The following is a 23,522-nucleotide window of genomic DNA, read 5'->3' as shown; positions in this document are numbered from 1 at the left end:
ATTGTGAAAAAGGAACACCTTGCTATGTCAAGGTGTTCCTAATTTTAGGATAGACAAGCGAGAATCCTCCCCTTTTTAAAGGGGAGATTGAATCGCTTTTTTTATATTTTATAAAGACTATATGTGGTTTATTAAAGATTGAAATAATTGGTTTTTTTGTATATTTTTGATATACTATATGTATGAAGAAAACAAATTTAATTCACGCAAGAACTTGTGTTTATAATGTTAATTATCATATTGTATGGTCTGTGAAATATCGAAAGAAGGTTTTGACACAAGAGGTTGAGTTATATCTCAAGAAAATTTTTAAAGAGATTGCAGAAGAAAAAGGTTTTCTGTTGCAGATGGTAGAGGTGGGTGAACAAGATCATATTCATGTATTTGTATCAGCTCATCCAAAAATAGCACCTTCTTATATTGTCAAAATGTTAAAAGGGATTTCAGGGAGAAAAATTTTTCTGCAATTTCCTGAAATCAAACAAAAATTATGGAAAGGAGTATTATGGAACTCTAGTTATTATATTGAAACCGTTGGCTCTATTAGTGAGGATGTCATAAAACGCTATATTGCTAACCAAAAGAAAGGTGGTGACTAAATGAAAAAGGTATCGTATTTCACCTATAAAGCGAATCGAACCAATCAAATCATCTTATATCACTTGTGTTATGCCAGTCGTAAGTTATGGAATGTGGGGAACTATGAAAAACGGAATTGGTCGAAAGAACAAGGTGTACCGTTCCCGAATTGGTATGAACAGAAAAAACGATTAAAAACACATTTTTGGTATAAACAATTACCTGCTCAATCAGCACAAGAGGTCTTAAAAGTCTTGCAAGAAGCGTGGGTGTCTTTTTTCAAACTAAAGGAAAGCAATGGAATAGATAATCCACAACCACCACGATTCAAACATCAAAACTTTAATGTCCGTTTTCTAAATAACAGTTTCAAATTGGTGGAGAACAATACCAAAATTCGTTTACCCATTCCAAAGGCTCAAAAAGCCTTTTTAAAAGAAACGTATGGATTGGAAGAAAGTTATCTTTATATCCCGATTCCGAAACATATCGAAATCGAAAAGATAAAACTGATTGAAGTGAAACCCATCAGTCGAAAAGAATATACGATTTATCTGATTCAAGAATACAAAGATGTACCATTGAAACAAAAGAATAGCACGAAATTTTTATCGATTGACTTAGGGATTGCCAATGCGATGACTTGTTATGATTATCAAGGAAAAGCACACATCATTTCAGGAAGGCAATGGCTATCCGTTGAACGCTACTTTCATAAACAAATCGCCCATTTTCAAGCGATTGGTTTCGCTCAACAATGTGCTAAAGGAATACAATACCCGAAACCTTCCAGACGTGTGTTACAACTTTATCAAAAGAAAAGAAAACAAGTGCATCACATGTTGCATTGTATGACAAGAAAAGTGATTGATATTGCTCTGCAACAAGGAGTCGAAACGATTGTGATTGGTGACATTACAGGTATACGAGAACAAGCGAAATTCAACAAGAAAACGAATCAAAAATTGCATGGTTTTCCGTATGCGAAAATCATTCAAATGATACGGTATAAAGCGCAGGAGCAAGGAATAGATGTTCGTTTATTAACCGAAGAATACACCTCTCAAGCATGTTCAGTATGCCAAATGTTCCCTTGTGAAGAAAACGCAAAGCCGAGTAATCGGATTCATCGAGGGTTATATGTATGTAACGACTGTCATACAACCATCAATGCGGATGTGAATGGTGCTATCAATATCAGCAAAAAGTATCTGAAAGAGATTAAGGCTTTATCTCAATCAGTAGTGGTGTTGGACACGCCGACTGTGTATACGTTTAACGGACAACAGTTCGTTGCGTAGAACAGGAAGCTCGTCATTTCAATGACGAGTAGTTCACAAACGGTTGAATCTTTCTTGAACATTTCCTCCTTCAAACGAGTCCCTTTAACGTAAAAAAGCTTCTTTTCGCCTAAAATGCACCTTTCTTTTATGAATCTTGTCACGGTCATCTTTTTGCGATCATACTATATGGTGACAATTTTTAAATCCATCCTGTCGACTGGCTCTCATCTGCAAGGAGGGTTACAATACTTGAATGAGAAGGATTTTCAGCCAAAGCCGCTGCTAACAAAGAGAGAGAGAGAAGTATTTGAGTTATTAGTGCAAGATAAGACTACAAGAGAAATAGCCAGTGAACTTTTCATAAGCGAAAAGACGGTGCGGAACCATATTTCAAATGCTATGCAAAAATTAGGTGTGAAAGGGCGCTCACAAGCAGTCGTAGAACTTCTTCGTATGGGAGAACTAAAGCTTTAAACAGAAGAGGCAGCCTTAGTGGAACTTCGCCGTCGGCTGCCTTTTTTAGATTGATAAGGAAAGAGTTTGTTTTACTCTTTTTCTATGAATCATTGGCTTCTTAAAAAGGCTTGTGACTTTTTGAAAAAATTCGTCTTTCCACATTTTGAAAGTACGGCTATGCTTGAAATTTTACATAAAAAAATGGAAAATAGATTTGATCTTATCTGTTAATCTTGAAAGAAAGGGTTCCCCGTTATGACGTACGTTTTCAATACTGTTGAAGAAATAGAAAAATCCCTCCGCTGCATAGCTGCGATCTTAAAAAAGAAGGGCCGTGATATTTTAAGCAACTACTCGATTACTCCTCCGCAATTTGACGCGCTTCTGTTATTGAATGAATCAGGAAACATGACAATTGGAGAACTTTCAAATAAAATGTATCTTGCATGCAGCACGATCACGGATTTAATGGATCGAATGGAAAAAAACAACCTTGTTAAACGGGTGAAAGACGAAAAGGATCGTCGATTAGTCAGGATTCAATTGCTTGAAAATGGACAACGCGTTATCGAGGCTGCATTAGCGAAGCGGCAAGAATATTTAAGAGAAGTTTTGAAAAACTTCTCGGATCAAGAAATTGTTCAATTGGAAAAGCTATTAGCAAAATTGCAACAAGAAATGAAAGAATAGAGGCGATTTTTTGAATAGACCAATTGGAGTTATTGATTCAGGTGTTGGTGGATTAACTGTTGTTAAAGAGTTGATGAGGCAGCTTCCAAAAGAAGAATTAATTTATTTGGGTGATACCGCTCGATGTCCGTACGGCCCGAGGCCGAAAACGGAAATTCGACAATTTACATGGGAGCTGACCAACTATTTAATTTCAAACTTTCATATCAAAATGCTTGTCATTGCTTGTAATACTGCAACAGCAGTTGTATTAAAAGAAATTCAAGAACAACTTGATATCCCTGTGATTGGTGTAATTCAACCAGGGGCAAGAGCTGCCATAAATGCTACACGCTCAGGACATATTGGTGTAATCGGAACAAAAGGAACTATATCGAGCGGCGCGTACGTTCGTGCGCTCAAAACGATTAATAGTTCCGTCATTGTGGAGAGTCTCGCTTGCCCTGAGTTTGTGCCGTTAGTAGAAAGCGGCGAATTTGAAGGTGAACGGGCGGAATATATTGTTGCAGAATCTTTGCTTCCTTTTAAAGGAAAGAGAATTGATACGCTTATTTTAGGATGCACACATTATCCTCTATTACGGCCTTTAATTCAAAAATATATCGGGAAAGACGTAAAAATAATCACCTCGGGAGATGAAACAGCCCGGGAAGTGAGCGCTATTTTATCCTTTCATCATTGTTTAAACCAAGAGGATGGCAATAAAAACCACAAATTTTTAACTACTGGGTCGAAACAAATGTTCCAAAAGATTGCTTCAAAATGGTTCGGTCATCACATTGATCATGTAGAAAGTATAACTTTAACGAAAACAGTTTGCTCTAAATGAGCAAGCTGTTTTTTTGTCCATTGAATTTTTGGTTGGAGCTGGTCTATTTTTTGTCAATGCTCGTATACATAGTAGTACAAACTGCCTTAGGAGGGATTGTTATGCCAAAAAACAGATGGGTGAATGTGACAGCAGCAGTTTTGGCTACTTTTGTTTTGCTTTCAGGGTGTTCTTCATTTGGAAGCAAGAGTTCAAAACAAGAAATAGATCCGCCGCAGGATATTACCTATTTGGAGGACGGGGATCAGCTAGATCAGCAATTAGACTCAGCGAAATCAGCGTCCGACAAAGAGGAATCCTCAAAGGAAACGGTGAAAAGAGTTCTGTATTTAATTGACAAAAACGGAATGGTCGTTCCACAAACATTGGAGCTGCCTAACACGAAGGAAGTAGCCAAACAAGCCGTTGAATATTTAGTGGCTGGAGGGCCCGTTTCAAACATTCTCCCGAACGGGTTCCGTGCGGTATTGCCGGAAGATACAGTTGTTAAAGGAGTAGATATTAAAGACGGAACGGCTATTGTAGATTTCTCAAATGAATTTACTAACTACAAGCCGGAAGATGAAGAAAAAATTTTGCAGGCAATTACATGGACATTAACCCAATTTAAAAATATTAATAAAGTAAAGCTCTGGGTGAACGGCCATGAACTGAAAGAAATGCCAGTAAACGGAACCCCAATCGGCGAAGGAACGACTAGAAAAGACGGCATCAATATTGATACGAGCGATGCTGTTGATATTACGGATACTCATCCTCTAACCGTGTATTATATTGGGGAGGAAGGGGATAACGTATATTATGTTCCCGTGACAAAGAGGATCAGCAATGAAGAAAAAGACGAAGTCGTAGCTGCTGTTAACGCATTAGTTGAAGGTCCAGACCGTTCAAGCGGATTATTAAGCGAGTTTCAGTCTGAAGTGAAGCTGATTGAAAAGCCAAAATATGAAGACGGTCAAGTCACTTTAAACTTCAACGAAGCGATTTATGGAAGCTATGATGAGGAGAAAAAGATCGTTTCCAATCATGTTATAAACTCCCTTGTTCTTACATTGACGGAGCAGGAAGGAATAGAAAAAGTAGCACTAAAAGTGAACGGCAAGCAAGACCTTGTGAATGAAGATGGAAAAAGTTTGTCAGAGCCAGTGTCAAGACCTGAAAATGTAAACACAGGTAGTTTTTAAACATCTATTTTTGATATACTATAAGAATGAGACTTTAGAGGCGAGCATGATAGCTGCCTCTTCTTTCATGTTTTCGTACATTGCAGTTGGTAGGAGGGAAAACAATGCGCCTTGATGGCAGAAATCAAGATGAGTTAAGAGAAGTCACAATAGTAACGGATTATTTGAAGCATCCGGAAGGGTCTGTTTTAATAACGGTTGGAGATACAAAAGTGATATGCAGCGCAAGTGTAGAAGACCGTGTCCCTCCTTTTATGAGAGGTGAAGGGAAAGGATGGATTACCGCAGAATATTCCATGCTTCCGCGTGCAACGGCTCAAAGAACGGTCCGGGAGGCATCAAAAGGAAAAATCTCCGGAAGGACAATGGAAATTCAACGGCTGATTGGAAGAAGCTTGCGTGCAGTAGTTGATTTGGAGAAACTGGGTGAAAGAACATTATGGATTGATTGCGATGTAATTCAAGCGGACGGGGGAACGAGAACGGCTTCCATAACAGGTTCTTATGTTGCAATAAATCTCGCTCTCGGTAAATTATTCAATGACGGTGTACTAGATACATATCCAGTAACAGATTTTTTAGCAGCTACGTCTGTAGGGATCGTTCCTGAACACGGAGTCATTTTAGATTTGAATTATGAAGAGGACTCAGCGGCAAAAGTTGATATGAATGTTGTTATGACATCAAGTCGCCATTTTGTTGAATTGCAGGGAACTGGGGAAGAATCCACGTTTTCAAAAGAAGAGCTGAACTTACTGTTGGAATATGCTGAAAAAGGAATTTTGGAACTAATCGAAAAACAAAAAGCGGCATTAGGGGAATGGACTGCAAAAATTATCAATAACAGGGATCAGCGGGAAGAGGGATGCTCATGAAAGAATTGGTGATCGCCACCAAAAACAAAGGGAAAATCGAAGAATTTCGCGCGATGTTAGAAAAAAAAGGAATACAGGTCAAGTCACTGTTGGATTATCCGAATTTGCCAGATGTTGAAGAAACCGGCCAAACTTTTTATGAAAATGCTGTTCTAAAAGCGGAGACAATCAGCCAATTGCTTAATAAACCCGTTGTTGCAGATGATTCCGGGCTTTCGATTGATGCTTTAAATGGCGAACCGGGGGTTTATTCGGCCCGATATGCAGGAAATGAAAAAGATGATCAAAAAAATATTCAAAAGGTTTTAAAAAAAATGGAAGGCGTTGAAAATCGAAAAGCAAGGTTCATATGTGTTTTGGCGTTTGCTGCTCCAGACCTTGAAACGATGACGGTGGAAGGTGTGTGTGAAGGACAAATTACAACTGAACCTCGCGGTGACAATGGCTTTGGATATGATCCTATTTTTCTTGTGGACGGCAAAGAAAAAACGATGGCTCAACTAGAGCAGTTCGAAAAAAACGAAATCAGCCATCGTGCAAAAGCTTTGAAGAAACTAGAAAAATTAATAGGCGATTGGGGAGAGGCTAATCGTGAAAGTTTTAATTATAAGTGATAGTCACGGTCTTACGGATGAGCTTGTGGAAATTAAGAAAAGGCATATAAACGAAGTAGAAGCAATCATCCATTGCGGTGATTCAGAGCTGAATGATGGAGCGGAACAAATTCAAGATATGTTGATCGTGAAAGGAAATTGCGATTTCCTTGGAAACTTCCCGAATGAAATCATTGAAACAATTGGAACCTATCGCTTTTTTATCACCCATGGCCATTTATATTCTGTCAAAACGACTTTAATGAAATTAAAATATCGTGCAGAGGAAGCGCAAGCGAACATTGTTTGTTTCGGCCATTCGCATATAGCAGGAGCCGAGCTTGTAGACGGGAAATTGTTTATTAATCCAGGAAGTATTTTCCTTCCGAGGATGAGAAATGAAAAAACTTATGCTATACTAGAATTGATGAATGGCCAAGCAATTGTAGATTTTTACAATCTTCATGGAGAGAAAATTTCAAACTTGTCCACTAAATTCCAATTTGCTTAACCACTCTTCCTTGAGGGAGAATTTTTCTCCCTCAAAAAATTTTTTTAAAAAAGTAGTTGACATACTTTTAGCATGAAATTATAATAAACATTGTCTTTCGAAAAAATAATAAAAAATTATCCGATGTCCCAGTAGCTCAGCTGGATAGAGCAGCGGCCTTCTAAGCCGTCGGTCGGGAGTTCGAATCTCTCCTGGGACGCTACGAAAAAGGGCGATGAAGCCCGTTATATCAACCTTCTTTGAACGGTAGGTAGTCGAACTGTGAACCGAACATCGTACGGATTGGACAGGTTCGGCAGACCACGTTTGAAGGAGGTTGATTTTTATTATGACGAAGAAAAAAGATGTTATAATGTTATTAAGAAAAATTATAGTTTGAATGTTGGCCTCTTGTTCATGAAAAAAGATAACGAGGTAAAAGATAAAATGGAACCTAGAATAACTTATGACAGTGAAGCTAAATTAGCCTATTTATATATTTTCCCTGCAGATTTTCCATATGATATTGAATGTACCGAGGAATTAGAAGTTAACGAATTTTTAGTGCTCGATATTGATCATCATGATAGGATTGTGGGGATTGAATTTTTTGGACCTGCAGCCCAGCAATTATCTAAATTAGCTGGGGCAGAGAAAATATATAAGAAAAATGGTAATACCTTTTCGTTTCGTCTGTCAGAACAAGAAGTAAAAAATAAATTCCAATATAAAGGAATTGATTTTTGCTTTTCTGATAAAGAGTTTGAACATTTTATCGGGTTTGATATTGTAGATCTTAATAAATACAATGAACATGCTTTAGAACAATTAGTAATTTAAAAAAATAATTAATACAGTTTATTAGACAGAGTAAGGATTTAGCTTGCCCTGCTTTTTATCGTTTCAATGTTTAAAAATTTATTGCTGCAGGCCTATGGTTTCTATGCATAAAAGACTAGCATGTGTATAAGCGAAATCCGTGGATGCAAATCCAATTCTAAGCTCCACTTAAAAAGATTTGAGGCTTTTCACCGAGGAGGAGTTCACATCTAATAAGTGACGCCCAAAACAGCAATGTCATTATTTCCTAAGTTATTGCAGTTTTATTTGCTTTTGCATTTTCTTCGGCAATTTTTGAAAAACAAGTTCGTAGGAACGAAAAATCAGGTTTTCCAAAATTTCCTCCGGGATGTTCGTGTTAAAATATATTGAGATCCAATGATTTTTGTTCATATAGTAGCCTGGAATGACGCCGTCGTAATTTTCTCTTAATTGTTCAGAATGATGCGGATCACATTTTAATGTGATGATTGGCTTTCCTTCAGAATCACATCCTATAATCGCAAATATTTTGTCTCCCACTTTATATCGGTCTGCTTCCCAATCAATTTGGTAATCATGAACAGAACCGGGAAGTTTGAGACAGAAACATTCAAGCTTTTGTTTGTTCATCATATAATCTCCTCCACCATATATTGTTCCAAATATTTTTTATACAACATACTTTGTCTTTTTTCCTTCTTCCGAAATTGCTCGTTTCAAGTGAAGGGTTTTTATTTAAAATCGAATAACGTTCAAGGTTTTAGAACATACATATGCTGCATTACTGTTTAAAACAGATTACAGCCCTCTTCTGAAGTGTTCGGGTTGCCGAGCCTTTAAGAAAAACTGGTGTAATTTCGAATAAAATGGATGTTTTTTCTTTTGCCGCATTTGTTGAAAACGTTGGCTATTCAAATTAATTTAAATAAAATATTACGCACATTTTGCCTAATGGCTTGGAATCGATATTTATTTCAATTTAGAGCATAAAAAATTTTCATTGTATTATAAAATGTTGAAATAATGAGTTTGTAAACGTTACCAAAAAACTGTTTCATAAAAATAATCAAATAATTCATAAAAATGGTGTTGACACTTTTGAAAAATCAGCGTATTATAAGGCTCAAACATAAATTTTCGTATAAGAATTGAATGTAAAAATTTATAGATGAAAACGATGAAGAGGATTAGTAATCTTTGGTTAAGATAACTCCAGAGAGCCGGGGGAGCTGAAAACCGGTGTTATCACCAAGGATGAACTCGCCTCCGAGTGCCTTTTCGAAAGCGGACAGCGAGTAGGATTGGCCGGGTGCATCCCAATGCACTCGTTAGGAAAAGAACGGATATTCCGTTCATGAGGTGATCGATTTGATCACGAAGAAGGGTGGTACCGCGGGAATTCAACCTTCTCGCCCCTTTGGCCTGCTATAAGTGGGTTTCATAGGGGCGGGAAGGTTTTTCATTATCTAAAAATTCTATCACATCTGTTTAAAAGGAGGATATATTCATGACTGCGAATGTACAGTTGGATGAGTTGAAAACCAAATGTACAACAACAACCATGACGGGGTCGGAAATGCTCATCGAAGCCTTAAAAAGGGAAAATGTAGAAGTCATTTTCGGCTATCCCGGTGGAGCCGTTTTGCCAATATATGATAAGCTATATAATTCTGGAGTCTTTCACGTCTTAACAAGACACGAGCAAGGAGGAATCCATGCTGCTGAAGGATATGCACGTATATCCGGAAAACCGGGTGTCGTCATTGCCACTTCAGGACCTGGTGCAACCAACTTAGTGACAGGGCTTGCGGATGCATTAATTGATTCTTTGCCGCTCGTCGTCTTTACAGGGCAAGTAGCAACAACTGTGATCGGTTCTGATGCTTTCCAAGAAGCAGATGTGATCGGAATTACCATGCCCGTTACAAAACATAATTATCAAGTTCGGGATATAAATGATTTACCGAGAATTGTTAAAGAAGCGTTTCATATCGCAACAACTGGAAGACCAGGACCTGTATTGATCGATATTCCAAAAGATATTTCACAGGCGGAAGGCAATTTCGAATATGATATGGAATTGTCATTGCCTGGCTACCAGCCGAAATTAGAGCCGAATTACTTGCAAATCCGCAGGCTGGTGGAATCGGTCAGCAGTGCAAAAAAACCGGTGATTTTAGCTGGTGCCGGCGTTCTCCATGCCAATGCTGCGAATGAACTGAGAGAATATGTTGAGCAGCAGCAAATTCCGATCACAAACACTCTACTTGGATTAGGAAGTTTCCCAGCGGATCATCCTCTATTTTTAGGAATGGCAGGAATGCATGGAACATACGCGGCTAACATGGCTCTTTATGAATGCGACTTATTGATTAGCATCGGAGCCCGCTTTGATGACAGAGTAACAGGAAATCTTAAACATTTTGCGCCTAATGCAACTGTAGCACATATTGACATTGATCCTGCCGAAATTGGTAAAAATGTTCCCACACAAATTCCGATTGTCGGCGACGCGAAGCAAGTATTGAAGCTTTTGATCGAGCAGGAAGGAAATAAAGGCGATCATCAAGAGTGGATTCAGCATCTTGCTGAATATAAAAAAGAATATCCATTATGGTATGAAAAATCTGAAAATGAAATCAAACCTCAAGAAGTGATCGAAGAAATTTATAAACAAACAAAAGGAGAAGCAATTGTTACAACAGATGTAGGCCAGCATCAAATGTGGGCTGCGCAATATTATCGCTTTAATTCGCCAAACAGATGGGTGACATCGGGCGGACTTGGAACGATGGGCTTTGGACTCCCTTCAGCTATCGGCGCGCAGTTTGCTGACCGCAACAGAACGGTTGTCGCGATATTGGGTGATGGAGGGTTCCAAATGACCTTCCAAGAGCTTGCGGTAATCAAAGAGCACAATTTGCCAATCAAAGTAATCGTTCTGAACAACAATTCGCTCGGTATGGTTCGCCAATGGCAAGAACTCTTTTATGAAAAACGTTATTCTCATTCCGTCTTTCAAACGCAGCCTGATTTTATTAAATTGGCAGAAGCGTTTGGAATAAAAGGAGTAAGAATCCAAAATCATCAAAATCTTACGAAAGTGTTGGAAAGCAGCTTTGCAAACAGAGAGCCGGAGCTGATTGAAATCGTCGTAGCACCGGAAGAAAACGTATATCCAATGATTGCTCCTGGCAAAGGACTGAATGAAATGGTGGGGATAAAGAAATGAAGCGAATCATTACGCTGACTGTCATGAATAGATCAGGAGTTTTAAACCGAATTACTGGCCTGTTTACGAAAAGACACTATAATATCGAAAGCATTTCTGTCGGCCATTCGGAAATAGAAGGCGTTTCGCGAATTACATTTGTTGTAAATGTTAAAGAAGAAAAAGAAGTTGAACAAATTACAAAGCAATTAAATAAGCAAATTGATGTGTTGAAAGTGATGGATATCACAAATCAATCAATTGTTGCAAGAGAACTAGCATTAATTAAAGTTGTTGCAAATCCATCGACAAGAATGGAAATATACGGTGTGATCGAACCGTTTCGCGCATCGATCATTGATGTTAGCAGAGACAGCGTTGTCGTACAGGTAACAGGTGAGCCGAACAAAATTGAAGCGCTGATTGACTTATTGAAACCGTACGGCATCAAGGAAATAGCCAGAACAGGACTGACAGCTTTTCCTCGCGGTACACAAAAGCTGCAGCAGTCCGAAAAAACTTTTTCAATCGTCTAATACATTTTTAAATATAGTAAAACATTTAAGAAAGGGAGATGTACAAATGACAAAAGTATACTATAACGGAGATATTAACGGAGCTGTATTAGAAGGGAAGAAAGTAGCGATTTTAGGATATGGTTCTCAAGGTCACGCGCATGCTTTAAATTTAAAAGAAAGCGGCGTAGATGTAGTAGTTGGCGTTAGAAAAGGTAAATCATTAGAAAAAGCTCAAGAGGATGGATTGGAAGTTAAAACAGTTCGTGAAGCTGTTGAAGAAGCAGACATTATCATGGTGCTTGTTCCGGATGAAAAGCAAAGAGAGCTTTATGAAAATGAAGTGAAGCCGGGACTAAAAGCAGGAAATGCTCTCGTATTTGCCCATGGATTTAACGTTCATTTCAATCAAATTGTTCCGCCAAGCGATGTGGATGTATTTTTAGTTGCACCTAAAGGCCCAGGTCATCTTGTGCGAAGAACTTACACTGAAGGAGCTGGGGTTCCGGCATTGATTGCTGTTGAACAAAATGTAACAGGTCAAGCGAAAGAATTGGCTTTAGCATATGCAAAAGCAATCGGATCCGCACGTGCCGGCGTTCTTGAAACAACGTTTAAAGAAGAAACAGAAACGGATCTTTTCGGTGAGCAAGCAGTTCTTTGCGGCGGGTTAACATCCCTTGTAAAAGCTGGATTTGAAACGCTTGTTGAAGCAGGTTACAAGCCTGAAGTTGCATATTTTGAATGTTTGCACGAACTAAAATTAATTGTGGATTTACTGTATGAAGGCGGGCTTTCCAACATGAGATACTCCATTTCCGATACAGCTCAATGGGGTGATTTTGTATCTGGACCGCGCGTAATCGATGCGCATGTAAAAGAAAACATGAAAGCTGTATTGAATGATATTCAAACTGGAAAATTTGCAAAAGAATGGATTTTGGAAAACCAAGTAGGAAGACCGCAGTTTAACGCGATCAACAATCGTGAAAATGAGCATCAAATTGAACAGGTCGGAAGAGTGTTAAGAGACATGATGCCGTTTGTAAAGCCTAAAAATAAGGAAGCGGTGGTAACTGGTGCGAAAAATTAACTTTTTTGACACAACCTTAAGAGATGGCGAGCAATCCGCTGGAGTAAACCTAAACTTAAAAGAAAAATTAGAAATCGCAAAACAGCTGGAACGAGTTGGAATGGACATTATTGAGGCAGGCTTTCCTGCCTCCTCTCCAGGAGATTTTCGCTCAGTACAGGAAATTGCCAGAACAATCAAAAATTCTTCTGTTACAGGATTGGCGAGATCTGTTAAAGGAGATATCGATGCGGCGTGGGAAGCATTGAAAGACGGGGCGGAGCCAAGACTTCATACGTTTATTGCAACATCGCCTGTTCATCGGGAATATAAATTGAAAATGACGAAGGAGCAAGTGATCGAGCGTGCAGTAGAATCCGTCAAATATGCAGCGAAATTTTTTCCTATTATACAATGGTCTGCAGAGGATGCCTGCCGCACTGAACTCGATTTTTTGGCGGAAATTGTTGAAAAAGTGATTGAAGCCGGCGCGAAAGTCATCAATATTCCTGATACTGTAGGCTATATCACTCCGATTGAATATGGCGAAATATTTGAATATTTAAAACAAAATGTGAAAAACATTGATCAAGTCATTTTGTCCGCTCATTGCCACGACGATTTAGGAATGGCAGTAGCGAACGCTCTCAGCGCTGTAGAACATGGAGCAGGACAAATTGAAGGTACGATTAACGGAATTGGAGAGCGTGCGGGCAATTCAGCTTTAGAGGAAGTGGCTGTCGCTCTGTACATTCGAAAAGACTATTACAAAGTTGAAACAAACATCCGCTTAAATGAAATTAAGAGAACAAGTGATTTAGTGAGCAAATTGACAGGAATGATAGTTCCGCCAAACAAAGCGATCGTCGGGAAAAACGCTTTTGCCCATGAATCTGGCATACATCAAGACGGTGTGCTGAAAGAAAAAACAACATATGAGATCATATCTCCTGAACTTGTTGGGGTACAGTCCAACAGTTTAGTATTAGGAAAACATTCTGGTCGTCACGCATTTCGGGTAAAGCTCAAGGAATTAGGCTTTACAATGGATGAAGAAGCGACAAATCGTTTATTCACTGCTTTTAAGGAACTTTCTGAAAAGAAAAAAGAATTGACGGAAGATGATCTTGTAGCTCTTGTATTAGAAGAACAATTAACAGGTGAAGAAGGAACATATGAACTTGCGGCGCTGCAGGTAACATATGGTACGACTGGAGTCCCGTCTGCCACTGTGACGCTGAAAACGAAAGAAAACGAGGAAATTCAAGAGGCTGCGACAGGAAATGGAAGCGTAGAAGCTATTTACAATACGTTAGAACGCTGTTTGAAGCAGTCCGTCACTTTGCTGGACTACCGAATCCAATCTAATTCAGGAGGACGCGATGCGTTAGCGCAAGTATATGTAAAAGTTAACGTGGACGGAATTGAAATGGGAGGACGCGGCATTGCCCAGGATGTGCTTGAAGCATCTGCCAAAGCCTATCTAAATGCTGTCAACAGGGCGATATTACTCAAACATACAGCGAAGGAAAAACATCAGGCGACTGTATAAAATCATGAAAGGGGTGGAACGTGATGAAGAAAAAAATCGCTGTTTTGCCGGGAGACGGCATTGGAAAAGAAGTAGCGAACGGAGCTATTGAGGTTTTAAAGGCTATTGGACAATATTACAAACATGATTTTGAATTTGAATTCGGCTTAATTGGCGGAGAAGCGATAGATAAGTGCGGGACACCTCTTCCTGAAGAAACGATTGAATTATGTCGTTCAAGCGATGCGGTTTTATTAGGAGCTGTAGGCGGTCCGAAATGGGATAAAAATCTTCCTGAACTCCGTCCGGAAAAAGGATTGCTAGGCATTCGAAAAGAGTTGGACTTATTTGCAAATATCCGCCCTGTTCAAACTTATAAAGCCCTTCAAGAAATATCTCCGTTAAAGGGAGAAAAAATAGAAGATGTTGACTTGGTGATTGTACGCGAATTGACAAGCGGACTTTATTTCGGGAAACCGAGTGAAAGAATCGTTTCAGACGGAGAAGAAGCAGCGGTTGACACGCTTTTTTATAAACGGAAAGAAATTGAACGCATTTTAGAAACAGCTTTTCAAATGGCGCAAAAACGCCGAGGAAAAGTAACGTCTGTTGATAAGGCAAACGTGCTTACAACTAGCAAGCTTTGGCGTGAAATTGCTGAAGAATTGGCTTCAAAATACCCTGATGTCACATTGGAGCATATGCTTGTTGATAATGCGGCCATGCAATTGATCCGCATGCCAAGCCAGTTTGATGTGATTGTGACGGAAAATATGTTCGGTGACATTTTAAGCGATGAAGCATCCATGATCACTGGATCGTTGGGCATGCTTCCTTCAGCAAGCTTATCAAACAGTGGATTGCACTTATATGAACCAGTGCATGGATCAGCTCCTGACATTGCCGGCCAAAACCTGGCAAACCCTGTCGGAATGATCTTATCTGGTGCGCTCATGCTCCGCTATTCCTTTGATCTTCATGAAGAAGCTAGAGCCATTGAAAAAGCGGTTAAACACGTGTTGGATTCCGGAAAGTGCACGAGAGATTTAACAAATAATGAAGGTGCATTTATTCATACAACTGAAATGGTGGAAGAAATCAAAGAAGTGCTTGCGAACGATTATGCACTATTAAATATTATCGATTCCTACGAATAAAATGGGGGGGTGTGGGCTTTTCCGGGAGGAGAAGCTCACCGTTTTCTTAATAGATACAAAACAGGAAATAGGGGGAAAAAGAAAATGAAGCCTCGAAACATAATAGAAAAAATCTGGGATGATCATGTGGTCGTAAGGGAAGAGGGAAAACCGGATCTGCTTTATATTGACCTTCATCTCATACATGAAGTTACATCACCGCAAGCTTTTGAAGGATTGAGACAAAACGGACGGAAAGTGAGACGTCCTGATCTCACCTTTGCCACAATGGATCATAATATCCCAACCGTGAACCGCTTTGTCATTGAAGATGATGTAGCTAAAAACCAAATAAGTGCTTTAGAAAGAAACTGCCAAGAATTTGGAATTACTCTGGCAGGATTAGACAGCGATGATCAAGGAATTGTCCATGTTATCGGTCCGGAATTAGGGCTTACTCTTCCAGGAAAGACTATTGTATGCGGAGACAGCCATACATCGACACACGGCGCTTTTGGGGCGCTGGCATTTGGAATCGGAACAAGTGAAGTAGAACACGTTTTGGCCACTCAAACATTATGGCAGCACCGTCCGAAAACTTTGCAAGTGAAAGTGACAGGATCTTTGTCGGAAGGAGTCACGGCCAAAGACGTCATCCTTTACATTATTGGAAAATTTGGTGTTGATTTCGGTACAGGCTATGTTATTGAATATTCGGGTGAAGTAATTGAAAGCTTATCAATGGATGAACGGATGACTATTTGCAATATGTCAATCGAAGCAGGTGCCCGCGCCGGTTTAATAGCTCCGGATGAAACAACCTTTAATTATATAAAAGGAAGAAAATATGCTCCGAAAGGGGAAGAGTTCGAAAAAGCAGTTGCTTACTGGAAATCTTTAAGATCTGATCCAGGAGCTACATTTGATAAAACGATTGAAATCCGCGGGGAAGACATCGCACCGATGGTTACCTGGGGTACAAATCCAAGCATGGTGCTGCCTGTTGACCATTCGATTCCGACACTTGAGGATGCACGCAATGAAAATGAAGCAGCTTCCTTCAAACGGGCGTATGAGTACATGGGACTTGAACCGGGAACGAACATTCAAGACATTGAAATCGATTATGTATTCATTGGATCATGTACAAACTCAAGACTAACTGATTTGCGTGCAGCGGCGAATGTAATTAAAGGACGAAAGGTTGCTCCAAATGTGAAAGCGATCGTAGTTCCAGGCTCCCAAAAAGTAAAACAAGCAGCAGAACAAGAAGGATTGCATGAAATTTTCATCAATGCTGGTTTTGAATGGAGAGATTCTGGATGCAGCATGTGTTTAAGCATGAATAACGATGTCGTGCCTCCTGGAAAACGATGTGCGTCTACTTCCAACCGCAACTTTGAAGGACGTCAAGGGAAAGGGGCAAGAACTCACTTAGTGAGTCCTGCAATGGCAGCAGTGGCAGCAATTTATGGTAAGTTTGTTGATATTCGGACAGAGAAGCTTGAAGCAGTAAAATGAGGAGGGAAGAAGCAGCATGCAGCCTTTTACAACATTAACTAGCCATATTGCAGTATTAAATAGAACAAATGTGGATACGGACCAAATCATTCCGAAACAATTTTTAAAACGAATTGAACGGACAGGTTATGGAAGATTTGCTTTTTTTGATTGGAGATATTTAGATAATGGTGAGGAAAATCCACAATTCGAGTTAAATCAGCCAGTCTACAAAGGCGCACAAATTTTGCTGGCTGGCGAAAATTTCGGTTGCGGTTCATCAAGAGAGCATGCTCCATGGGCTTTAGCAGACTTTGGTTTCCGCGCAATTATCGCGCCTAGCTTCGCAGATATTTTTTATCAAAACTGTTTAAAAAACGGAATCCTGCCGATACGGGTCAATGAAGAAGTGTTTGAAACATTGCTCAAAAAAGCGGAAGGAAATGTGTACGAATGCACGATTGATTTAGAGCAGCAAAAAGTATTTGATCAAGAAGGATTTGAGTTTCATTTTGACATTAATGAGCATTGGAAGGAAATGCTTTTAAATGGACGCGACGAAATAGGATTTACATTATTATATGAAGAGCAGATCAGCCAATTTGAACAAAAGGCAAAAGCGTGGGGATGATGATTGCATCCTCCGCTTTTTCTTTTGATTCTTGTTTTCTCGTTGCCCAGCTGGTAAACTTGTAGCAAAATCATAAAGAGGTTTTCTACAATGAAAAAAGCGAATGGAAAAATCATTCCCTTTCCCCGACTTAAAGAACGATTGATTGAAGAAGGAATGAATGCGTTACATAATAAACAATTTGAACAAGCGCTCGACCTTTTTTTAGAGGCGAGATCTTGGAATTCAAATCACCCTGATATTGAAATAGGAATTGCTTTATGCTTAATGGAGCTTGGAGAATATCAGGAAGCAAAACAAATTTGTAAAAAAATGCTTCACGAAGCAAAAGGAAATTATTTTGAAATATTGCAGATGTATTTAACGATTTTAGTACAGCTTGGACAATATGATGAGGTAAAAACGACGATTGAAGCGGTTTTGGAAGAAAATAAACTTCCGGCAGCACATGCAGAACAGTTTTACAAGCTGCTTCATTTTAGCCGGAGGATGAGCGAAGAGCAAATCAGTCCAGAACCGAATGACGATGATCTTTTCAGCAGGCTGGACAAGCAAATTTCCTACATACATTCGATCAAAAATAATAATAATGTTAAAAAAAATTTACATACGATTGAAGAGATGCTTCAGTCAAAAACGGTCCATCCGGTTGTGAAAACAATGCTGCTGCAAATATTGCGAGATCATGAAATAGCACGAATAATGACCGTTGAGAAATTCGGGGAAACTACCGCTGTAAATCCTATCCATCTTCAAGATTTATTAGAAATGACGTTTGCCAAAAAAGTGCTCAATCTTTTGGACGATTTTTTAGGAAATGAAAATCCAACCCTTTTCGAAGCTGTAAAAGATATATGGATTCGTCATTTATATGTCATGTATCCTTTTCATCCTAAACCGGAAAATGCAAATATTTGGGCAGCAGCGCTTCATTACGTTGGCTACGAAATTTTTGGGATCGTCATCAAGCTGACGGAAGTTGAGCGGATTTACAACATAAAAAGTGCTGAGTTTATTTCAGTTTGCGATAAAATTAGACAAATTGAAGAAATTTCAAACATTAGATGGTAGAGTCCTATTGAAAGGATTGTATCCTATGGTATAATAAAATGGTTGTAAAATGTATATTTTTTGTATGCACCTTTCTTGCTATTGGTGCCGATTACCCTTTTTTGACATATTTATTTTATGGCTTGTTTCTTTACGGACAAGGCATATAAAAAATTTTTATCGTGTACTCACGAATAATATTTATAGATTGTTGGAGGGAAACAAATGTCAGTTAAATGGGAAAAATTAGAGAAAAACGAAGGAGTCTTAACCGTTGAAGTAGATGCACAAACATTTAAAGAAGCGCTGGATCGAGCATTTAAAAAAGTTGTAAAAAATGTAGCCGTTCCAGGATTCCGCAAAGGAAGAGTGCCGCGCCCTATTTTTGAAAAGAGATTCGGTGTTGAGGCGCTATATCAAGATGCGCTTGATATTTTGCTTCCAGAAGTTTATCCAAAAGCGGTTGAAGAAGCTGGAATTGAACCGGTAGACCGTCCTGAAATTGATATTGAACAAATTGAAAAAGATAAACCGCTTATTTTTACGGCTAAAGTAACGGTCAAACCAGAAGTGAAACTTGGCGAATATAAAGGTTTGGATGTCCAAAAAGAAGATACAACCGTTACGGATGAAGATGTGGAAAACGAATTAAAACAGCTTCAAGAACGGCATGCTGAATTGGTTGTGAAAGAAGAAGGAAAAGTGGAAGAGGGAGATACAGTCGTCCTCGACTTCGAAGGTTTTGTTGACGGCGTAGCGTTTGAAGGCGGAAAAGCTGAGAATTATTCTTTGGAAGTCGGCTCCGGCACATTTATCCCTGGTTTTGAAGATCAGTTGATCGGGCTTGAAGCAGGCGAAGAAAAGGATGTAGAAGTAACGTTCCCTGAAGAATATCATGAGGAAAAGCTTGCTGGAAAACCGGCTGTCTTTAAAGTGAAAATTCATGAAATCAAAACGAAAGAACTCCCTGCATTGGATGATGAATTTGCAAAAGATGTAAACGATGAGGTTGAAACACTTGAAGAATTAAAGGCGAAAATTAGAGAGCGTTTAGAAGAGCAAAAGAACACACAAGCTGAAAATAAACTTCGTGATGAACTTGTTGAAAAAGCTGCAGAAAATGTTGAAGTGGACATTCCGCAAGTGATGATTGACAATGAACTTGAAAGAATGATGAATGAATTTCAACAACGCTTGCTATTGCAAGGCTTGAACTTAGAACTGTATTACCAATTCTCTGGCCAAAGCGAAGAAGAATTGCGTGAACAAATGAGAAAAGACGCTGAAAAGCGCGTGAAATATAACTTAACATTAGAAGCAATTGCGAAAGCTGAAAACATTGATGTGACAGAAGAAGAAGTAAATGAAGAACTGCAAAAAATGGCTGACATGTACAATATGCCAGTTGAAAGCGTTAAGAGAGCACTCGGTTCAACAGAAGGAATAAAAGAAGATTTAAAAATTAAAAAAGCGGTCGATTTTCTTGTAGAAAATAGAAAAGATGTTGCATAATATAGTTACAGGAACATCATGATCTTTGATAAAGTTGATAACAAGGCGCGATTTGATCGTGCCTTGTTTTATAAAATGAAAAGCGTTAAATCGTTCGAAACTGTACATAATAATTGTCACATAACTATACATACTTTTCATTACCGCTTTTCTTTTGTTTTATGATAAAATGCGATACATACTTTTCTTTTGTTTGAAAAGCATTGTTCCCCGATTCATGCGTGCGGTTTATATATGGGTGGGGAGGCAATGAAGGAAATTAAGGGGTGATATCATGTTTAAGTTTAACGATGAAAAGGGACAGTTAAAATGTTCGTTTTGCGGAAAAACTCAAGATCAAGTGAGAAAGCTGGTTGCTGGTCCTGGCGTCTATATATGTGATGAATGTATTGAACTTTGCACAGAAATTGTAGAAGAGGAGCTTGGCACGGAAGAAGAGGCTGAATTTAAGGATGTTCCGAAACCGAAAGAAATTCTCAGCATCCTAGATGAATATGTAATCGGGCAGGAGCAGGCAAAAAAATCTTTGGCGGTTGCAGTTTACAACCATTATAAGCGGATTAATTCAAACAATAAAATTGATGATGTTGAGCTGTCCAAAAGTAATATTGTGTTAATCGGGCCGACAGGAAGCGGAAAAACGCTGCTTGCACAAACGCTTGCACGCATTTTGAATGTTCCATTTGCAATTGCTGACGCAACGTCGCTAACGGAAGCTGGATACGTTGGGGAAGATGTTGAAAATATTTTGCTGAAGCTAATCCAAGCTGCTGATTACGATGTGGAAAAAGCGGAAAAAGGAATTATTTACATCGATGAGATTGACAAAATTGCTAGAAAATCAGAAAATCCATCCATTACAAGAGATGTGTCTGGTGAAGGTGTCCAACAAGCACTTCTGAAAATTTTGGAAGGAACTGTAGCAAGTGTTCCTCCACAAGGCGGAAGAAAACATCCGCATCAAGAATTTATCCAAATCGATACGACTAATATATTATTTATTTGCGGCGGAGCATTTGACGGCATAGAGCAAATCATCAAGCGCAGATTAGGGCAAAAGGTCATTGGATTTGGAGCAGATAGCCGAAACAAAGAGCTTGATCAAAAGCAGCTGCTTTCAAAGGTGCTACCTGAGGATTTATTAAAATTCGGGTTAATTCCGGAATTTATCGGGCGTTTGCCTGTCATTGCCAGCCTTGAACCGCTTGATGAAGCAGCACTTATCGAAATATTAACAAAACCGAAAAACGCGCTTGTTAAACAATATCAAAAAATGCTCGAGCTAGATGGCGTTGAGCTGGAATTTGAAGAAGAAGCATTATCAGAAATTGCGAAAAAAGCAATTGAACGAAAAACAGGTGCGCGCGGCCTTCGTTCTATCATTGAAGGCATTATGCTTGATGTGATGTTTGAATTGCCGTCTCGTGATGATATTACAAAATGTGTCATCACGGCAAACACTGTAAGAGAAAAAATTCCTCCGAAGCTGATTGCAAATGATGGAACCATTATAAATGAAGATAAGAAAACTTCCGCATAAGACACGTTTTGACGGGCTTTTTAGTCTGAATTTGCAGCAGTTTGGTTTTGTAAAAGGATAGTTGTTCTCATAAAAATAAGAAGGATCGAGTTCATACAACTCGATCCTTCTTTTCATGAAAATCCGTCCTCAACATATGTTTAATCCGTATATGCAAAGGAGATAATAGGGGATAAACATTTGTTGAGGAGGAAACTCAGGATGAACTGGACAGGGATTGCCCTTTTCATACAATTAATTTTCGGAGTCATTGTCGGTCTTTATTTTTGGAATTTATTGCGGAATCAGCGGACGCAAAAAATTTCCATTGACCGCGAGTCGAAAAAAGAAATGGAACAATTGAGAAAAATGAGAGCTATCCAATTATCAAAGCCGCTTTCAGAACGAATTCGTCCAAAAAGCTTTTCTGACATCGTCGGACAGGAGGATGGCATCAAAGCATTAAAAGCAGCTTTATGCGGGCCGAATCCCCAGCATGTTATTATTTACGGACCTCCTGGTGTAGGAAAAACGGCTGCTGCAAGGCTCGTTCTTGAAGAAGCGAAAAGAAATAAAAAGTCTCCTTTTCAACATAATGCTGTTTTTGTTGAATTGGATGCAACAACAGCGAGATTTGATGAACGGGGAATAGCTGATCCTTTAATAGGTTCTGTTCATGATCCCATTTATCAAGGTGCTGGGGCGATGGGACAAGCCGGAATTCCACAGCCGAAACAAGGAGCAGTGACTCATGCACACGGCGGCGTGTTGTTTATTGATGAAATTGGCGAACTCCATCCCATTCAAATGAATAAACTGTTAAAAGTACTTGAAGACCGAAAAGTTTTTTTAGAAAGCGCCTATTATAGTGAAGAAAATTCTCAAATTCCAAGTCATATTCATGATATTTTCCAAAACGGTCTCCCGGCTGATTTTCGCTTGATCGGGGCAACTACAAGAACACCATCTGAAATACCGCCCGCCATTCGCTCGCGCTGCCTTGAAGTATTTTTTAGAGATTTAACGGCCGATGAACTCGCGGTCGTTGCTCGGAAAGCGGCTGAAAAAGTAAATGTAAAAATTTCAGAAAAAGGAATATCCATTTTAACTTCTTATGCCCGCAATGGAAGAGAAATTGCCAATATGATGCAAATTGCTGCTGGAATTGCTATCACCGAGGACCGAAATGAAGTGAAAGTCGAAGATATTGAATGGATTGTCCATTCCAGCCAGCTTACACCAAAATATGAAAAGAAAATTGGAAATGAACCTAAAGTTGGACTGGTGAACGGTCTTGCTGTTTACGGACCAAACAGCGGCTCTTTATTAGAGGTGGAAGTGACGGTTATTCCGGCAAAAGAAAAAGGAACGATCAACATTACAGGTATTGTAGAAGAAGAAAACATTGGCGACCGCGGAAAATCCATCAAAAGAAAAAGCATGGCCAAAGGCTCCGTTGAAAATGTCATAACAGTGTTACGATCAATGGGAGTTAATGCCCATGATTATGATATTCATGTAAACTTTCCCGGCGGGGTACCTGTTGATGGACCGAGTGCAGGAATAGCGATGGCAACCGGCATTTTTTCTGCCATCCACAAAATTCCTGTTGATAATACCGTTGCGATGACTGGAGAGATCAGCATTCATGGGAATGTAAAACCGATTGGCGGAATTATTCCAAAAATAAAAGCTGCCAAGATGGCAGGTGCCAAAAAAGTGATCATACCAGAGGAGAATATGCAGTCAATTTTAAAAACGATTGAAGACATTGAAATTATTCCTGTTCGAAGCTTTCAGGAAGTGTTAGATTGTGCGCTCATCAATCCTCCAACGGAGCAAATTTATCCAGAGACAATCATAGAGAAAAAATCGGTTTAAACTAGCGTCTTCATTCCAAATGCCTAACAGGGTTCAGGCCGTGGCACTGAACCTTTATTTTTGTTGAGGCAGTTATTTATTCCTTTCAATAAAGATAAGTTTGAAAATAGACAGTGCAGAAAGAATAGGATAGAATTGAACAAGGACGCTGTATAATCTATTT

General features: G+C 39.2%; 22 protein-coding genes, 1 tRNA gene and 1 other annotated feature. Of the genes, 22 read left to right on the top strand and 1 reads right to left on the bottom strand.

The features are described 5' to 3' along the window. Positions 1–182: 182 nt before the first annotated feature. The 11 genes from tnpA (at position 183) to NSR00_RS08295 (ending at position 7,819) form a co-directional block, all read left to right on the top strand. On the top strand, positions 183–599 hold the full coding sequence (gene tnpA, locus NSR00_RS08345) for an IS200/IS605 family transposase (protein ID WP_094246129.1): 417 nt from the start codon (positions 183–185) through the stop codon (positions 597–599). After that, a complete protein-coding gene (locus NSR00_RS08340) occupies positions 600–1,880 on the top strand; it encodes an RNA-guided endonuclease InsQ/TnpB family protein (protein ID WP_094246128.1) in 1,281 nt (426 codons plus the stop codon). Positions 1,881–2,111: 231 nt separating this feature from the next. After that, the gene (locus NSR00_RS08335; RefSeq protein ID WP_063387446.1) at positions 2,112–2,336 is read left to right on the top strand and encodes a helix-turn-helix domain-containing protein; all 225 of its coding nucleotides are present in this window, start codon (positions 2,112–2,114) and stop codon (positions 2,334–2,336) included. A gap of 237 nt (positions 2,337–2,573) precedes the next feature. Continuing rightward, on the top strand, positions 2,574–3,008 hold the full coding sequence (locus NSR00_RS08330) for a MarR family winged helix-turn-helix transcriptional regulator (RefSeq protein ID WP_339193195.1): 435 nt from the start codon (positions 2,574–2,576) through the stop codon (positions 3,006–3,008). Between the two features lie 10 nt (positions 3,009–3,018). Further along, positions 3,019–3,837, top strand: coding sequence for a glutamate racemase (gene racE, locus NSR00_RS08325; protein WP_066252185.1), 819 nt, complete (start codon positions 3,019–3,021; stop codon positions 3,835–3,837). A 101-nt stretch (positions 3,838–3,938) separates the two neighbouring features. Then, positions 3,939–5,021: a GerMN domain-containing protein gene (locus NSR00_RS08320; protein WP_130156112.1), complete on the top strand. Its 1,083-nt coding sequence runs from the start codon at positions 3,939–3,941 to the stop codon at positions 5,019–5,021. Positions 5,022–5,125: 104 nt separating this feature from the next. After that, complete coding sequence (rph, locus tag NSR00_RS08315) at positions 5,126–5,896, top strand: ribonuclease PH (RefSeq protein ID WP_063387450.1); 771 nt, start codon at positions 5,126–5,128, stop codon at positions 5,894–5,896. Next, a complete protein-coding gene (locus NSR00_RS08310; protein ID WP_066252188.1) occupies positions 5,893–6,510 on the top strand; it encodes an XTP/dITP diphosphatase in 618 nt (205 codons plus the stop codon). The genes rph and NSR00_RS08310 overlap by 4 nt, the downstream gene beginning before the upstream one ends. Beyond that, a complete protein-coding gene (locus tag NSR00_RS08305; protein ID WP_130156110.1) occupies positions 6,488–7,000 on the top strand; it encodes a metallophosphoesterase family protein in 513 nt (170 codons plus the stop codon). The genes NSR00_RS08310 and NSR00_RS08305 overlap by 23 nt, the downstream gene beginning before the upstream one ends. Before the next feature lie 125 nt (positions 7,001–7,125). Next, positions 7,126–7,199 (top strand) — tRNA-Arg (locus NSR00_RS08300). 107 nt (positions 7,200–7,306) lie between these two features. Next, complete coding sequence (locus NSR00_RS08295; RefSeq protein ID WP_445659561.1) at positions 7,307–7,819, top strand: DUF2283 domain-containing protein; 513 nt, start codon at positions 7,307–7,309, stop codon at positions 7,817–7,819. Positions 7,820–8,071: 252 nt separating this feature from the next. Here NSR00_RS08295 and NSR00_RS08290 read toward each other — a convergent pair whose 3' ends face one another. Then, the gene (locus NSR00_RS08290; protein WP_340789191.1) at positions 8,072–8,431 is read right to left on the bottom strand and encodes an MmcQ/YjbR family DNA-binding protein; all 360 of its coding nucleotides are present in this window, start codon (positions 8,429–8,431) and stop codon (positions 8,072–8,074) included. Between the two features lie 538 nt (positions 8,432–8,969). Next, positions 8,970–9,221 (top strand) — a binding site (T-box leader). 87 nt (positions 9,222–9,308) lie between these two features. On the opposite strand from NSR00_RS08290, the gene ilvB reads away from it, so the two are divergent. The 11 genes from ilvB (at position 9,309) to lonB (ending at position 23,359) form a co-directional block, all read left to right on the top strand. Then, entirely contained in the window at positions 9,309–11,033 is a 1,725-nt protein-coding gene (gene ilvB, locus NSR00_RS08285) for an acetolactate synthase large subunit (RefSeq protein ID WP_340788089.1), read from the top strand. Further along, positions 11,030–11,548, top strand: a complete 519-nt coding sequence (gene ilvN / locus NSR00_RS08280) for an acetolactate synthase small subunit (RefSeq protein WP_063387454.1) — start codon at positions 11,030–11,032, stop codon at positions 11,546–11,548. Before ilvB ends, ilvN begins: the two co-directional genes overlap by 4 nt. Positions 11,549–11,561: 13 nt before the next feature. After that, positions 11,562–12,620 carry a ketol-acid reductoisomerase gene (gene ilvC, locus NSR00_RS08275; RefSeq protein WP_261308771.1) on the top strand — a complete coding sequence of 353 codons (1,059 nt, stop codon included), beginning with the start codon at positions 11,562–11,564 and terminating at the stop codon, positions 12,618–12,620. After that, positions 12,607–14,151, top strand: a complete 1,545-nt coding sequence (locus NSR00_RS08270) for a 2-isopropylmalate synthase (RefSeq protein WP_340788086.1) — start codon at positions 12,607–12,609, stop codon at positions 14,149–14,151. The genes ilvC and NSR00_RS08270 overlap by 14 nt, the downstream gene beginning before the upstream one ends. Positions 14,152–14,174: 23 nt before the next feature. Then, positions 14,175–15,287, top strand: coding sequence for a 3-isopropylmalate dehydrogenase (gene leuB, locus NSR00_RS08265; protein WP_063387457.1), 1,113 nt, complete (start codon positions 14,175–14,177; stop codon positions 15,285–15,287). 84 nt (positions 15,288–15,371) lie between these two features. Further along, positions 15,372–16,787, top strand: a complete 1,416-nt coding sequence (gene leuC, locus NSR00_RS08260) for a 3-isopropylmalate dehydratase large subunit (RefSeq protein ID WP_063387458.1) — start codon at positions 15,372–15,374, stop codon at positions 16,785–16,787. A 16-nt stretch (positions 16,788–16,803) separates the two neighbouring features. Beyond that, on the top strand, positions 16,804–17,397 hold the full coding sequence (gene leuD, locus NSR00_RS08255) for a 3-isopropylmalate dehydratase small subunit (protein ID WP_063387459.1): 594 nt from the start codon (positions 16,804–16,806) through the stop codon (positions 17,395–17,397). A gap of 90 nt (positions 17,398–17,487) precedes the next feature. Then, the gene (locus NSR00_RS08250; protein WP_066249775.1) at positions 17,488–18,468 is read left to right on the top strand and encodes a tetratricopeptide repeat protein; all 981 of its coding nucleotides are present in this window, start codon (positions 17,488–17,490) and stop codon (positions 18,466–18,468) included. A 204-nt stretch (positions 18,469–18,672) separates the two neighbouring features. Beyond that, a complete protein-coding gene (tig, locus tag NSR00_RS08245) occupies positions 18,673–19,959 on the top strand; it encodes a trigger factor (RefSeq protein WP_340788080.1) in 1,287 nt (428 codons plus the stop codon). Positions 19,960–20,233: 274 nt separating this feature from the next. Then, positions 20,234–21,499: an ATP-dependent protease ATP-binding subunit ClpX gene (gene clpX / locus NSR00_RS08240; RefSeq protein WP_340788078.1), complete on the top strand. Its 1,266-nt coding sequence runs from the start codon at positions 20,234–20,236 to the stop codon at positions 21,497–21,499. Positions 21,500–21,700: 201 nt separating this feature from the next. Continuing rightward, positions 21,701–23,359: an ATP-dependent protease LonB gene (lonB, locus tag NSR00_RS08235; protein ID WP_063387463.1), complete on the top strand. Its 1,659-nt coding sequence runs from the start codon at positions 21,701–21,703 to the stop codon at positions 23,357–23,359. Positions 23,360–23,522 lie beyond the last annotated feature (163 nt).

Origin of the sequence: Aeribacillus sp. FSL K6-8394, from assembly GCF_038008865.1 — a bacterium.
In the GTDB taxonomy this organism is placed as follows: domain Bacteria; phylum Bacillota; class Bacilli; order Bacillales; family Aeribacillaceae; genus Aeribacillus; species Aeribacillus composti.
The sequence above is the reverse complement of the archived record's forward strand: the minus strand, read 5'-3'. Positions and strand labels throughout refer to the sequence as shown.

Coding starts and splice junctions, on each gene's coding strand:
- rph (WP_063387450.1), top strand. CDS start 5,126: ATGCGCCTTGATGGCAGAAATCAAGATGAGTTAAGAGAAGTCACAATA.
- NSR00_RS08330 (WP_339193195.1), top strand. CDS start 2,574: ATGACGTACGTTTTCAATACTGTTGAAGAAATAGAAAAATCCCTCCGC.
- NSR00_RS08290 (WP_340789191.1), bottom strand. CDS start 8,431: ATGAACAAACAAAAGCTTGAATGTTTCTGTCTCAAACTTCCCGGTTCT.
- leuB (WP_063387457.1), top strand. CDS start 14,175: ATGAAGAAAAAAATCGCTGTTTTGCCGGGAGACGGCATTGGAAAAGAA.
- tig (WP_340788080.1), top strand. CDS start 18,673: ATGTCAGTTAAATGGGAAAAATTAGAGAAAAACGAAGGAGTCTTAACC.
- NSR00_RS08310 (WP_066252188.1), top strand. CDS start 5,893: ATGAAAGAATTGGTGATCGCCACCAAAAACAAAGGGAAAATCGAAGAA.
- leuD (WP_063387459.1), top strand. CDS start 16,804: ATGCAGCCTTTTACAACATTAACTAGCCATATTGCAGTATTAAATAGA.
- NSR00_RS08320 (WP_130156112.1), top strand. CDS start 3,939: ATGCCAAAAAACAGATGGGTGAATGTGACAGCAGCAGTTTTGGCTACT.
- lonB (WP_063387463.1), top strand. CDS start 21,701: ATGAACTGGACAGGGATTGCCCTTTTCATACAATTAATTTTCGGAGTC.
- NSR00_RS08340 (WP_094246128.1), top strand. CDS start 600: ATGAAAAAGGTATCGTATTTCACCTATAAAGCGAATCGAACCAATCAA.
- tnpA (WP_094246129.1), top strand. CDS start 183: ATGAAGAAAACAAATTTAATTCACGCAAGAACTTGTGTTTATAATGTT.
- NSR00_RS08250 (WP_066249775.1), top strand. CDS start 17,488: ATGAAAAAAGCGAATGGAAAAATCATTCCCTTTCCCCGACTTAAAGAA.
- clpX (WP_340788078.1), top strand. CDS start 20,234: ATGTTTAAGTTTAACGATGAAAAGGGACAGTTAAAATGTTCGTTTTGC.
- ilvB (WP_340788089.1), top strand. CDS start 9,309: ATGACTGCGAATGTACAGTTGGATGAGTTGAAAACCAAATGTACAACA.
- ilvN (WP_063387454.1), top strand. CDS start 11,030: ATGAAGCGAATCATTACGCTGACTGTCATGAATAGATCAGGAGTTTTA.
- leuC (WP_063387458.1), top strand. CDS start 15,372: ATGAAGCCTCGAAACATAATAGAAAAAATCTGGGATGATCATGTGGTC.